Source organism: Terrimonas sp. (genome assembly GCF_003075435.1).
GTDB lineage: Bacteria > Bacteroidota > Bacteroidia > Chitinophagales > Chitinophagaceae > Agriterribacter.
In genome coordinates, this window is the sequence record NZ_QCZJ01000019.1 from 67,117 (window position 1) to 80,865 (window position 13,749).

Annotated in this window: 9 protein-coding genes; all 9 read right to left on the reverse strand. The window is 41.1% G+C overall.

The window, feature by feature from the left end:
- Positions 1–136: 136 nt before the first annotated feature.
- The 9 genes from DC498_RS18520 to DC498_RS18560 all read right to left on the reverse strand — a co-directional run bounded on the left by DC498_RS18520 (position 137) and on the right by DC498_RS18560 (position 13,747).
- Positions 137–1,081, reverse strand: coding sequence for a sugar ABC transporter substrate-binding protein (locus tag DC498_RS18520; protein ID WP_116875643.1), 945 nt, complete (start codon positions 1,079–1,081; stop codon positions 137–139).
- A 456-nt stretch (positions 1,082–1,537) separates the two neighbouring features.
- On the reverse strand, positions 1,538–2,470 hold the full coding sequence (locus DC498_RS18525) for an ABC transporter permease (RefSeq protein WP_116875644.1): 933 nt from the start codon (positions 2,468–2,470) through the stop codon (positions 1,538–1,540).
- Between the two features lie 111 nt (positions 2,471–2,581).
- The gene (locus DC498_RS18530) at positions 2,582–4,069 is read right to left on the reverse strand and encodes a sugar ABC transporter ATP-binding protein (protein WP_116875645.1); all 1,488 of its coding nucleotides are present in this window, start codon (positions 4,067–4,069) and stop codon (positions 2,582–2,584) included.
- Positions 4,070–4,463: 394 nt separating this feature from the next.
- Positions 4,464–5,399: a sugar phosphate isomerase/epimerase family protein gene (locus DC498_RS18535; RefSeq protein ID WP_133176896.1), complete on the reverse strand. Its 936-nt coding sequence runs from the start codon at positions 5,397–5,399 to the stop codon at positions 4,464–4,466.
- A gap of 4 nt (positions 5,400–5,403) precedes the next feature.
- Entirely contained in the window at positions 5,404–6,660 is a 1,257-nt protein-coding gene (locus DC498_RS18540; protein ID WP_116875647.1) for a glucuronyl esterase domain-containing protein, read from the reverse strand.
- 202 nt (positions 6,661–6,862) lie between these two features.
- Entirely contained in the window at positions 6,863–8,593 is a 1,731-nt protein-coding gene (locus tag DC498_RS18545; protein ID WP_133176897.1) for a hypothetical protein, read from the reverse strand.
- A gap of 111 nt (positions 8,594–8,704) precedes the next feature.
- Positions 8,705–10,483, reverse strand: coding sequence for a hypothetical protein (locus DC498_RS18550; protein WP_206197691.1), 1,779 nt, complete (start codon positions 10,481–10,483; stop codon positions 8,705–8,707).
- Between the two features lie 97 nt (positions 10,484–10,580).
- Positions 10,581–12,563 carry a hypothetical protein gene (locus DC498_RS18555; RefSeq protein WP_206197692.1) on the reverse strand — a complete coding sequence of 661 codons (1,983 nt, stop codon included), beginning with the start codon at positions 12,561–12,563 and terminating at the stop codon, positions 10,581–10,583.
- Between the two features lie 20 nt (positions 12,564–12,583).
- Positions 12,584–13,747: a hypothetical protein gene (locus tag DC498_RS18560; RefSeq protein WP_133176898.1), complete on the reverse strand. Its 1,164-nt coding sequence runs from the start codon at positions 13,745–13,747 to the stop codon at positions 12,584–12,586.
- Positions 13,748–13,749: the final 2 nt, after the last annotated feature.

Genomic DNA, 13,749 nt, shown 5'->3' on the forward strand with positions numbered 1-13,749 from the left:
AAATTATGTCTGTTCATTTTCGTAAACCGTGAGAGGTGAAACGTGAGCCGAGCTTTCACATTTCACATTTGACATAGCACTACTATAAAAAAATTACCCAGGAAGACGAAACAAATGCCAATGTATTTTTTCTGTGTCACTTCATCATAAATCCGTCCACATTTTCTTTGGTTACCAACTGAAAAGGGATAAAAATTTCTTTTTGCTCAACAGGTTCTTTTTTAGCCAGCCTGATCGCAAGCTCAACAGCTCCGGCACCCTGCCCTTTTGCATCCTGGAACACAGTTGCATCCAAGCGACCGTCTTTCACCGCCTGCAGCGCATCTGCAATGGCATCAATACTTACCACAATTATTTTATCTTTTAATTTAGCCTGCTCCAACGCTTGTAATGCTCCCATACCCATTTCATCATTATGTGCAAAAACAGCGTTTATTTTATCCCCGTAAGATTGTATCCAGTTTTCCATCAGGTTCATGCCTTTTGCCCTGTCCCATTCAGCCGTTTGCTCTGCCAGCACTTTTATACCAGGGTATTTACTCAAAACATTTTTGGCGCCGATGGCTCTTTTAATCTGCGCTGCCTGCCCCATATATCCATCCATAATTACAATATTGCCTTTGCCACCCAAAAGCTTTGCAATCTGCTCCATTGCTATCTCTCCTGATTCTTCATCTCTTGAACCGGCAAAACCATCCGGCTTAGCTGTTGTTTCTGAATTTACATTAATGATCGGTATACCTGCAGCCTTTGCCTTTTCAACAGCCGGTGAACTTGCTTCAACCTCACATGGGTTTAATATAATGGCATCAACCTTTTGAGCAATAAATGTTTCAATTTGCTGCACCTGTTTTTCGGCAGTACGTTGCGCATCATTAACGATGAGGTTTACATTTTTTTCTTTTGCAGCGTCATCCATCGCATCTTTTACATTCACCACAAATTCTGATTGCAGGCTTAGCATAGACGCTCCAATGGTCAATGATTTTTCACCATTATTTTGTTTACTGCCCTGTTGATTACAAGCTGAAAATATTGAAACGGTTAGTATAGCAGTGAATAATACCGGACTAAATTTCATATGACTTTTTATGCATTTTAAAAAGTTAAGATAAGGATTTTTCGGCGATGAGATATCCTGTATCCAAGTTTCTCGCTTTTAGAAAAAACGATTGCGGTATCGTCATTTCGATCCCGCCCGCATGAAGATTGAATTAAAAGTATTTTGCGGCGGGTGAGAAATCCGTTGGGCAGTAGTGAAAATGTTGAGCATTAGTACCCAGGCCTGGCAGATTTCTCTCTCGCCGCAAGATGCTTTAGTTAAATGCAACGTATAGGCGGGATTATAATAACATCGCTATAGCGAGACTGAAAATCAATCTTTTTGTTATTGCATTCCTTTGCCATTTTAATGTCATCTTTATATTTTTCCTGAAACAGGTTTGGTACTCGAAATGACAGAGGAGCTCTTTTATGTTTTACTACCAACATTAAAGAAAACTGTATAATTATTCAACTTAAAAGCGAAACTCCTGTATCAACGTGCATTCTTCCTGTCGAGCAAAACAGCACCCACTATTATAATTCCTTTAATAATTTGCTGGTAGTAGGATGAAACATTCAAAAGGTCAAGCCCGTTGTTGATTACACCTATAATTAAAACTCCTATTACTGTTCCTGCAATACTTCCCCTGCCACCGAGTAAGCTTGTTCCGCCAATCACAACCGCAGCAATAGCATCCAGTTCATAAGCAATACCGGCATTAGGCTGCCCGGTAGTAATGCGTGATGCAAGCACTATGCCCGCAAGCGCCGCAAGCCCGCTGCACATGATATAAGCAAAAAGCTTAACCCTGCCAACGCGTATGCCTGAAGCCTTCGCGGCATTTTCATTTCCGCCTACCGCATAAATATACCTGCCGATGCGGGTGTATTTAAGTATAACCGATGATATTAATATCACTAATACAAACAACAGAATGGGCACAGGAATATACAGGACATCGCCACCACCAATAAAATTAAATGAGGGGGAGAGATTGGTTACCGGACGCCCGTTGCTTAATACTAAGGCTAACCCACGGGCAATCGTCATCATGCCAAGTGTAACTATAAATGGCGCTACTTTACCAAGTGTGATCGTTAAACCATTTATTGCTCCTATCAAAGCTCCGGATAACAAAGCAAGCATAACCGGAACAATAACAGGATACATACCAGGATGCGCAAAGCTTGCTGCTATAACACCGGTAAGCGCCACTACCGATCCGAGCGACAGATCAATGCCGCCGGCAATGATTACAAATGTTACACCTATTGCCAGTATACCGTTAATAGATACCTGCCGTAAAACAATGATCAGATTCTGAGCTGTAAAAAAATAGGGCGTAGCTATAGATAATATAATACAGATCACCAGCAACGCTATCAGTATGCCGTATTTAGATAAATAATTTTTAGCAAGATTCATTTAAAATAGTTTAAAGGTTTTAGCTTTCAGGTGTCAGCTATCAGCTATGGGCTATGAGCCGTGAGCCGTGAGCCGTGAGCTATAAGACACTGATAGCTGATAGCTGCCTGCTCACTCCATCGCATACTCCATAATTACTTCCTGTGTTGCTTCTTCTTTATTCAGTTCTTTGGATATCCTTCCTTTTCGTACTACAAGTATCCTGTCGCTCAAACCCAGCACTTCAATTAATTCAGATGATATCATAATAATCGCTTTCCCTTTCCCTGCCAGCTCAGTTATCATTTTGTATATCTCTGTTTTTGCGCCGATATCAATGCCTCTTGTAGGCTCATCAAAAATAATAATATCAGGATCGTTCAACAGCACTTTAGCTATTACCACTTTTTGCTGATTTCCACCGCTGAGATAATTAACTACCTGGTTTGAAGAAGGTGTTTTAATATTGAATTTTCTCACCTGATCATCAGCTACCTTTTTTTCTTTTTCAAGATCAAGAAAAATGCCCGGTGAAGTTTTCTTTAATGCTGCCAGTGTAATATTATGTTTTACTGAAGATGACAAAACCAGTCCCGTGAGTTTTCTGTCCTCGCTTATCAATCCTATACCATTATGGATAGCATCCCCGGGGCAGGCAATTTTTATTTCCCTGCCTTTGACTTTAATAATACCGGAAGAAATGTTATCTATCCCGAATATTGCCTGCACTATTTCTGTTCTGCCTGCTCCCATCAGCCCGGCAATGCCTAGTATTTCACCCTGGCGCACTTCAAAAGTTATGTCAGCAAAATTGTTACTACATAAGTTTTGTACAGAAAGCAGGGGAGCGCCAGGGTTAGCTGCCCGCTTTTCAAAAACAGTATTCAGTTCCCGGCCCACTATCAGGTTTATCAGTTGCTGGTTGTTTAATGAAGCTGCAGGATATGTACCAATATACTCACCATCACGCATAACCGAAATAGTATCAGCGATTTTAAATATCTCGTCCATTTTGTGAGAGATATAAATAATGGCAATACCTTCTTTTTTCAGGTCATGAATAATATTGAACAATATATCTACCTCTCTTCCTGAAATAGCAGAGGTAGGCTCATCCATAATGATCACTTCAGCCTTATTAACTATTGCTTTCGCTATTTCTACCATCTGCATTTCGGCAACACTTAATGTTTTCATTAAGCGATTAACACTAATGGTTACACCCAGTTTGTTCATCAGGGCTTTTGCATCAGCATACAATTTTTTCCTGTTTATCCAGCCTGACCAACCGTATACAGGTTCACGACCCATAAAAATATTTTCAGCAACCGTAAGCTCTGGGAAAGGAAGCAATTCCTGGTGGATCATGGAAAAACCGGCTGCTATAGCTTCATGCACAGCGGAAAACCGAACCTGCTCACCTTTGAATATCATTTTCCCGCTATCAGGTTGCAACATCCCAATCAGTATCTTCATCAATGTTGATTTGCCTGCACCGTTCTCTCCCATTAATGCATGCACTTTCCCCTTTTCAATATTTAATTGAACATTATTCAAGGCCTTAACACCCGGAAAAGATTTTGAAACGCCTTCTACACTTAAAAGAAAATTACTGTCCATAGCAGGAGTTGATTTTGTCTGAAGAGGGTTTCATATTAATGAAGGAAACAAGATAAATAATAATTCTTAGTTCGAGCGGGTGCATTCTAAATTTTATTGTAGTGCGGCACTCTAAAAATCATTGAAGGTAATAAGGTTAGGAATGGTGGCGAAACCTGGTTATGAAGGTAATAATGTTTTATCTCAGCAGGTATATTAGCTATACACTTTGATTCAGTACTGATAGTATTGATCGGGATGTTGAGCAATTGCAAAACTTGCTTTAACACTGACTGCAAAACTCAAGCACTCCCGCGTCTTTGCGAACCCGCCCGCATGAAGACTGAATTAAAAGCATTTTGCGGCGGGTGAAGCAATCTCTTGCAACTTTCAGAATGGAGATTCCCTTAATTATCTACTTTGTTTGCCGGTAAGTTTTCAACGCCTCTTTATCTCGCTGATCAGTTAATATTTTCATAAGCCCTTCCATATTCAACTTCAATCCATCTTCCGCATCAGGAGCAAAATTTTCATTGATGATGCCTATCGGGCCTTTATAGTTACTCTTCCTGATGATATCTATCATCTTCGCTTCAATGTTCCCTTCACCCACAGGCACTACCTGTGCCGGGTAACCGCCCTTTAAGCCGGTAATATTTATGGCAAGCAGATGCGGCAATATCTTAGGGTAAAACTCAGGGAAACGGTGTATCTGTTCTTCTGAATGACTGAAATTATATACGATACCAATATTGGGACGCTTAAGATATTCAATCATTGCCAGTTGATTCTCCGGCTCACTGCTCCAGCCGCCATGATTATACAATCCTAAAGTACAGCCGATTTCATTCAGCTTATCTGCAATGTAAGCTACAGCCACAGATATCTTTTCCACTTTCTGCTGTTGTGTGAGCGTATCAAACCCGGGGCCGGGTATAAACATACTCCACAATTGCGTCTTCACATTATGCCGTTTCAATACAGCGAGGATCTTTTGCAGGTTTTCATCTTTTTCAGGTGAAGGGCCGGATGCATACCAAAAAGCCTGCAAGGTTATGCCATGCGATTTAAGTTGCTCTATTTCTTCATCAAAATATGGAATATGCTTTTCGCGCCAGTCGTACGCCAGCTTAGTAATGCCAAGCCTGTTCAGCATTTCGGCTCTTTGCGCTGCATTTCTTTCCTTACTGTCAAAAGGAACAATACACCATGCTATTAAGTTTTTCTTCGCGAAAACACTTTGCCTTTTTTGTTGTTGGGCAAAGCTTACACTGCACAGCAATATCCATATCAACAAAACAGCAAATGGCTTTACTTTCTTTGGTATTGATATTATTCCGGGAAACAGCATATTATTATTTGAAAAACCTGTCTGCAAAACGGATATACTGCTCCCAATCATATGACCTCATCGCATGTTCGCCTTCGCGAAGATGATACCCGATTGAGCCATCACCAACCGGCAGGCTGACACCCGGAGCAACCGGCGTATCTAATCCCTTCAAACCATATAATGCATACACAGGTGTTGCATGATATGCTGACAAATATTCCCCGACCGGATCGGCCCATTGGTCTTTTGATGCGCTGGCAACATATACCGGTCTCGGGGCAATCAATGCAATCAGTTCGTGAAAATCAACCGGCAGATCATTCTCGCGATCATTATATTTTTTAAAGTTGGCAGAAAACCAATGTGGAAAAGCTTTATTCATCACAGCGATGGTCTCACCATATTTTCTTCTTGTAATAGCGGCCCCGCCTTCCCCGGAATTATTTGAGATAACTATAGCAAATCTTTTATCCTGTGCACCGGCCCAAAGTGCGGTTTTGCCTAACCGTGAGTGCCCAACAACCGCCACTTTCTTTGCGTCAACATCTTTGTCTGACTGCAAATAATCCATTGCCCGGCTTAGCCCCCAGGCCCACACACCAATAGCCCCCCATTCATTATCTGCCGGTTTTGTTTGGCCGGCTTTATAAAACAATGGCGCGATACCTGCATCCACACTTCCTGCGCTATCAGGCTGCAGATCGCCGTAATATATAGTTGCCAGCCCATACCCTGCAGCCAAAATTTTCTCTACCGGCCAATCGTTACTTTGTATACCCCTTGATGCTTCAGTTGAAAGATGATTTACATAAGCCGGCGCATTCGCATACCTGAACCATTGCTTAGAAATAAGAATGCCCGTATCTGCATGTATCGCCTGGTTGCCTCCAAAATTCAAAACTAAAAATACAGGTGCAGGCTTTTGAATATTATTGGGCAGATACAACAAGATATCCATGTAATATTTTTCATCTTTTGAAAAATATACCCTTACCTGTTTTCGGGTAGCCGTTCCGTTTAGTGCTGTTGCATTTATGGACATTCTACCAAATTTCAGGGGAATCTTTTTGACGGGAGTCTTGCCCTGCACATTTTCTTCAAATAGTTTCAGTACTTCCGGACGGCGGATGGTTTCCCAGTCTTTTGCAGAAGTTATTTTTTTACCTGATTGTGATATTAAAGCATCCGGTAAAGTATATGTTGTGTCTGCAGGTTTATCTTGTGCAATTGCACCATATAAAAACACCAATGATGCGAATAAGAAAACTATTTTTTTCATCAGCAGGAATTGTTATACCCGAATGTAAATAAAAATCGGGAAGGAAGGCTAACCAACAGGTGCACTTTTAACAGCAGGAGCCTGAAAGCGTGATCCAGGCACTCCTTTTCCCGCAGCAATATGTATTTGCTTCAAATGAAAAATCAGGCTGATCCCCCTCATACTCACTGCTCTTCCATTTTCAAATTGAACAATTTTCAAATTATCCCCCATATTGATAATTAAATCTTCCTCCCGGCGCGGCATCCCCGTTTATATACCAGTCGAGCGGATCGGCTTGCTGCATATTATCGCTCCATTTAAATTCAAATTGTAATGATTTTGAAAGCAATTGAAGTGATTTTACCGGCACAGTGATCATTATCTTATTTTTTTCAACAACATATCTCATTGTTTTCTTGCTTATGGATTTCCAGTTACCATTGATAAATTGCTGTAAATTTTTCCCCTCTACAATGCGATAATCATAACCCTGCCAGCCTGTTTTTGCATTTTTATCAGCATCAATCCATAGCGTCATCCAGTTATCGCCGGATGGCGCAGTAATATCCTGTACTGTTTCTGCATAGAAATACAGATTACCTGCATTGTGCGCTGCCTTCATCATCTGAAAATCATTTCTCCCGGTATTATTTGTATATACTGTTTGCGGATTTGTTTGTGCGCCGGGATGATTACGATGTTCCGTATCCCCGGTATAATCGGTATACATTACCGGTACCTTATCCCAATCTTTCATTTGTTTGATGGTGAAATTTTGCGCAGGGAGATTTTTTTCAAGCCCTTTGTAACGCCTGATATTATTTACCAGTTGCATATAATAATTATCTTTCAACCCGGCGCTTAATGAAGGCTCAATATCGCGGCTATACTCAGGGTTTGCCTGGTCGCAAAACCAGGAATGCTCAAGGTTGCTGTCGTGACTTTTCCAGCGTCCTGCTATCCATTCGTTCCAGCCTGTTACAAAAATAAACGGTACATCTTCCTTTAAAGCATAATCCCACTGCTCCTGGAAATTGTATCCGTAAGCGATATCCGTTGCGGGATTACCATGACTGTTACTGCGATAACTTCTGCCCCAATTATCCATATTGCCATAAAACGCTGAGCCGCCCATACCTGCTGTTGGATTGGGATGCTGCGCAACAGATACATTCAGTATTTCTCTTTCGCCACGATGATTGTAATGTACTTCAGGTATACGTTTAAAGCTGATCCAGGGCCAACCATCCACTACCTGCGGTACCGTAGGCCACTGAGATTCACGAATGGTGAAAAACTTTTCATAATTCGTACCGGCAGCTTCTTTAGACACCCCTAATATTAACGGTTTGCCATCTAAATAAAACCAGCAACCGGGATAACGGTAAGGAGCACCCTCTTTGTAATAAAAATCATATACTTCCTGCATGGTTGCACCAGACTGTGTATTGGTATAGTACACGATCTCAGGTGGATTTTTTCCCTGCTTACGCACAGCTTCAATTGCACGCATTAATGCATCTGATTGCACGGGATAAGTATTGCGGTTTGTTGCATCAATTACTAAAAAATCCACACCGGCATCAGTAAGCAATTGTATACTGCGCAGGTGTACCCAGTAATCATCTCCTTTATAATATCCATATATTGGCTTTCCCCAAAAATAATAGTCACCGATTTTACCACCCCATTTAGTATGATTTTGCTTTTCAAATACTTCCGGGCTGTTACGGGATATCTCATCAAGATCCCAATAAACAGGAGCCGTTGGAGAACCTTTGTCTCCCTGCCATAAAAAATAAAACATTCCTACACGCCTGTTGGATTTTACATCACCGGCTGCCTTATTTTGTATCAATGTTCTGCCTAACCCATCTGTACCTGCCAGCGGTTGTGCATAAAGGTAACAGCAAAGCATAAACGAAGTAGTTAATAAAAAAAGCTGTTTCATGTGAGGGATTTGAAATTTAAAATTTGAAATTTGAGATTGGCGGATGATGTGCCGGGTGTACAACTTGCAACCATTAACCATTAACCTGTAACCTGAAACTCGCAACCTGCCTCACTTCCCGCTGTAATGAAAATTAAACCTTCCCGCCGGTGCTGCATCGCCGTTGAGCCAAAAATCCATGATATCTCCCTCTTGTTGCATATTATCGCTCCATTTAAAACTAAAATCCGGTTCGCCGGTTACGCCTATTAGTGATTTAGGCACTTTTATTTCCAGCTTATTTCCGTTCACTGCATATTCTACCTCACCTGCAGGCTGCCAGTACCATGCGCCATCTGTTTTTTCAATTACGGCTTTTTTGCCGGGGCTTGTTCTGTTGATCAAAAAATCGTAGCCTTCCCAGCCGGTATTTTTATTATTATCAATATCAATAAATAAACGCATCCAGCCCGCATCTGTTCCAGGACTTAGCGCTGCCGCGGTTTCTACGTAGAAGTAAATATTGTCTTTATCTCTTGCCACTTTCGATAATACAATATCATTTCTGCCTGTTGTATTTGTATAATGCAAACTGCCCCAGCCGGAGCTATTGCGATGCATAGTATTACCCTTTGGTGAAGTATACGAGGGTTGCACAGCGCCCCACTCGCTAAACCTGCCATCAATAAGTATGGTTGCAGGCGCAGAAGGAGTTTGCACTGCCGGCACTCCTTTAAAACGGCGGATATTGCTCACCATCTGGTAATAATAGTTATCGCCATGCCCTCCTTTCATTGGCTCTGCATCACGGCTGCCTTCCTGGTTACATTCATCAGGAAAAGCATTGGTTTGCTGCTGCCATACATCATAGCGTCCTGCAATCCATTCATTCCAACCGGTAATAAAAACAAATTCAGGATTAATCTCCAAAGCCCTGTTCCACTGCTCCTGGAAGTTTAATCCGTAATTCACGGCGTAAGCACTGCTATCATGACCATTGGCATGTGTATAGCTTCTCCCGAAAGCACCCGGTGCATTCATAGCAGTTAAGCCTCTTGCTTTGCTCCAGTTCTGCGCAACGCCAACGGTTACCTGCTCAAAACCACCATTGGCCGTTTTTACAAATCCATGTTGCGGATAAATTTCCAGCCAGCCCCAGTGGTCATTTTTTTCGGGACCTTTATTGTATACAGGTTGTCCCGGCCGGAAAGTGAAATAATTTTTTATTTCTTTTGTCAGTGCAGGATCTGAGGGCTTGTCTTTCATATCATCTGCAAACTCGGGCATTGCCATAATCAATGGCTTACCCTTCCACATAAAAAATAAATCCTTGTATTTAGCAGGTTTGTATAAATCTTTATATATCTCACGAATGATTTCTTTACCGCCTTCAGTTAACCAAAAAGGTAACATAAAAGCTATCTGCGGTGTTTTCACGCCATCTTTTCTTGCCTGTGTAAATACTTCACACAACTTCATATACGATTCTTTCCAGGTGATATTGCCATTGGTACAATCAAATATCAATACATCAACACCGGCATCAGCAAGCATTTCAGCATGCTTGCGTAATACCCATGCATCAGTATCAAGATAATATCCAAACAATGGCTCGCTCCAGAACCAGGGACTATTTCTTTTGGGCCAGATGGGATTATTATAATCATCAAGCGCTTTGGGATCACGGGCAAGATATTCTGTTACGTTGAAAGGTGGATTTTTTGAACCGGGCTGTGTATGCCATGTCCAGTAAAATAATCCTACAAACTTATCTTTCTTTGGCTCACCAACTTCTTTGGCAGAAGGCAGTTTTCTTCCCAATGCATCTGTGGCTATTGCATTGGTACCGGGCAGTTGTGCCATTACTATGGAAGCGCTCATCATTACAAAAAAAAGAAAAACATATTTCATTGCTATATTTTTATAGTATGTAAAAGATAAACATTAAGCATTTAAGAAGATTAAGAACGGCCTAACTATTCTTAACTTCTTAATGTTTCATAAAATATCATTTCATCCATTTGAAGCGGTAATTAAATCTCCTGTTCGGAGCACTGTCTCCATTAATACAAAGCGAAATGGGGTCTTTTAAATCAGCAGGATTATCAGCCCAGTGAAAATCGAAGCTGATAGCATTGCCCTCCGCCTTCAACAGTTTTCTTGGAACAGCCAGTTCCAATACAGTCCCCTCATAACGGTAAGGGATATCCGAAACCGTTTCCCAGCTTTCGCCATTGTATTTTTTCAGGGTTGTGATATGATCAGACTTCACTTCTTTATTAATAAGAAAATCATATCCATACCATCCGGTATTTGCATTTTGATCTGCATCTATCAGCAACAGCATCCAGTTATTACCGGTATATGGTGTGAGCGCCTGTAATGTTTCTACATAAAAATATACCTGTTTCTTATCTACCGCTACCTTACTGGTAATAATATCATTTCTGCCGGAATTGTTGGTATAGCGAATGCCGGCATAACCAATAGCATCGCGGTGTGTAATATCGCCTTTAGTATCCCTGTATTCAGGTATAATGCTTTTCCATTCAATATTATTGCCATCCAGTGTAATAGTGGTAAAACCTTTTGAAGCAGCAATATCTCTTGCACCTTTATACCTGCGTATATTCTGTGCCATCTGCATATAGTAATTATCAGTATAGCCATCTTTCATGGGTTGTATGGCGCGGTTAAATTCGGAGTTATACTGATCAACAAAAAAATAAGGATTATCGCGGCGCATGAACTTCGTAGTCTTACCACCATCGGGCTGATATTTTCCCGCTGTCCATTCGTTCCAGTCGTTGATGTATAAAAACTGCGGATCAGATTTCAGCGTTTCCTCCCATCTTTCCTGGAAATAAATACCATACCCTTCGGGGTGCTCAACCGTTTTTTTTAACCAGGGCACGTAGGTTGGTTTGGGAAGATCATATTCATTTAATTCAGGTTCGCCATGAGCACGTGTCCATGATTTACCGGTTAAGCTTGACGGATGCTGCGCAGGCGTAACCGCGGCTTCTTCTCTTTTTCCCAGATGGGTGGATACAAGGCTATCCGGGTTCATTGCTTTCACGTCTTCATTCCCCATATCATAGCCGAAGCTCCAGTTATCTTCCGTGCCTACAAAGCGACGGCCGGCCCATTTGTAATATCCCCACCACATATTGCGGGTAGTAAAAAACTGTTTTACATCCTTGGTATAATCTTTATACAATTTCTCTGTGTAATCAGGGTCGCCGAAATGCGGATGGTTTTTATTGGTAACTGCCGCTGAATCATAATGCGGGTTAGGATTATCTACTCCTTTTCCATTAGCGTCAACAGATGGATCTGCATTATATAATAACAACGGCTTTCCATCCCAGTAAAACCAGAGGTCTTCATATTTTTTTGTTTTATAAATCCGGTCGTATAAATCCTGCACTACTGTTATTACCGGGCCATTAAAAGCCCAGAAACAGAACTGTGGTACTTTATTTCCTTCCGCTTTCATTTTTTGCATAGTAGTGAATAATACATCCCATTGTTCCCAATAACGAACCGCATTGGTTACGTCCATCACCAATACATCCACGCCCGCATCTGCCAGCATGCTCATGTCTTTTCTAATCACGTATTCATCTTTACTTAAAAAATATCCCAGCTCCGGTTCGCCCCAGTGATAAGAACCTTCTTTCCATAAGGGATGTTTGGCATCCAATCTTGCAGAAGGATCTTCTTTCAAAATTTTTGTTACATCGGCGTTATACGGACTTTTAAGCTTAGCCAGGTTATCTGTGTGCCAGGTAATATAAAATATACCCACTACGCGACGCTGATCTTTCTTAATATCTCCTACTGTTTTTACATCAGGCATTGTTCTGCCCAGCGCATCGGTAGCAACCCAGGTATCCGGATAAATATCACGGTAATATTCCTGCTGCTGAGCCTGTATATAACAGCAACCTATAAGCGAAAAAAGTATTAACCAAAATTGTTTGCTCATAATTGTTGATTACAATGGTATTATTTAATGTATCTGTATTTTGTTATCTCATCCTTCATCAATTGATAATACATATCGCCATGTCCGCCATCCATAGGTTCAATATCAGCGCTGTATTCTGCAAGCCACAGATCTACAAAAGCAGGTTCTTGCTGGCTTTCGCCCCAGTTACCCGCAGCCCATTCATTCCAGGAGTGTATAAAAAGAAAACGTGGCTTTACTTTTCCGGCAGCTTCCATATACTTCCTGAAATAATTTCCATTATCCCTTCCTTTTGTATCAGGCATAACATTTTCTCCATCCGTTGTCATATATGTTGCCTGTGTTGCTACCGGCGCGCACATCTGCTCGGGTTTTCCATTATAATAAAATGCCTGTGGTGGCAAATTACTGTTTACTTTAAATTGCCAGCATTTGCCAGAGTTATCTAAACCCCAGCAATGACGTGTTGTATAATTGGCAAACTTCCCGTTTGATGGCACAGCAGGCTGATTAACATCTGCATTGTTACCGTTACCAAGCGCATCCGCAACCAGCAACAATTTTTTTTCTGAATATTTAAAGAAAATATCATCATCATATTTATCAAAATAAAGAGATTCCACCACGCTTAAGGTGCCGGTATTTTGAACAAAAAACGCTATTTGAGGAATAGGTAAATTATCTCTTTTACGCTCCTGCCACCTGTTACACAAAGCGGTTGTTGCTGAAACATATGAAGGCCCATTTGGAAAATCTCTTGCGCCATTGGTAAAATCAAGCACTATTAAATCAACGCCGGCAGCGGTAATTAAATCTGCATGATAATCAAGTAAAGCATTATTGGTTTGTGCAGGATCCCCGTTAAAATAATATATATAATTGTTCTTGATCGTACCATCTCCATGAGTTGCTGCAAAAAGCGGTTTGCCCCAAAAACTGAATTGTCCTACAGGACTGTATGCAGGCGTTTGTCCTTTCATTATCCATGCATCACCCGATGGTGATAATAACTGGGGTGTATACATGGAATCACCGAAAACAGGAAAATAAAATAAAGCTATATATCGCGTAGTGTCTTCAGCGTTACCTGTAGTTAAGGTATCGGTAGGTAAATTTACAGATGGGGGAGTTTTTTGCTTTCCGCAATTAACACTGAAAAGGAATAACAAAACGACAGTACAAATTCTTACTACTATAGTCATTA

Bases quoted from the DNA above. Each gene is read 5' to 3' on its own strand.
- DC498_RS18520 (WP_116875643.1), bottom strand. From the start codon at position 1,081: ATGAAATTTAGTCCGGTATTATTCACTGCTATACTAACCGTTTCAATA.
- DC498_RS18525 (WP_116875644.1), bottom strand. From the start codon at position 2,470: ATGAATCTTGCTAAAAATTATTTATCTAAATACGGCATACTGATAGCG.
- DC498_RS18530 (WP_116875645.1), bottom strand. From the start codon at position 4,069: ATGGACAGTAATTTTCTTTTAAGTGTAGAAGGCGTTTCAAAATCTTTT.
- DC498_RS18535 (WP_133176896.1), bottom strand. From the start codon at position 5,399: ATGCTGTTTCCCGGAATAATATCAATACCAAAGAAAGTAAAGCCATTT.
- DC498_RS18540 (WP_116875647.1), bottom strand. From the start codon at position 6,660: ATGAAAAAAATAGTTTTCTTATTCGCATCATTGGTGTTTTTATATGGT.
- DC498_RS18545 (WP_133176897.1), bottom strand. From the start codon at position 8,593: ATGAAACAGCTTTTTTTATTAACTACTTCGTTTATGCTTTGCTGTTAC.
- DC498_RS18550 (WP_206197691.1), bottom strand. From the start codon at position 10,483: ATGAAATATGTTTTTCTTTTTTTTGTAATGATGAGCGCTTCCATAGTA.
- DC498_RS18555 (WP_206197692.1), bottom strand. From the start codon at position 12,563: ATGAGCAAACAATTTTGGTTAATACTTTTTTCGCTTATAGGTTGCTGT.
- DC498_RS18560 (WP_133176898.1), bottom strand. From the start codon at position 13,747: ATGACTATAGTAGTAAGAATTTGTACTGTCGTTTTGTTATTCCTTTTC.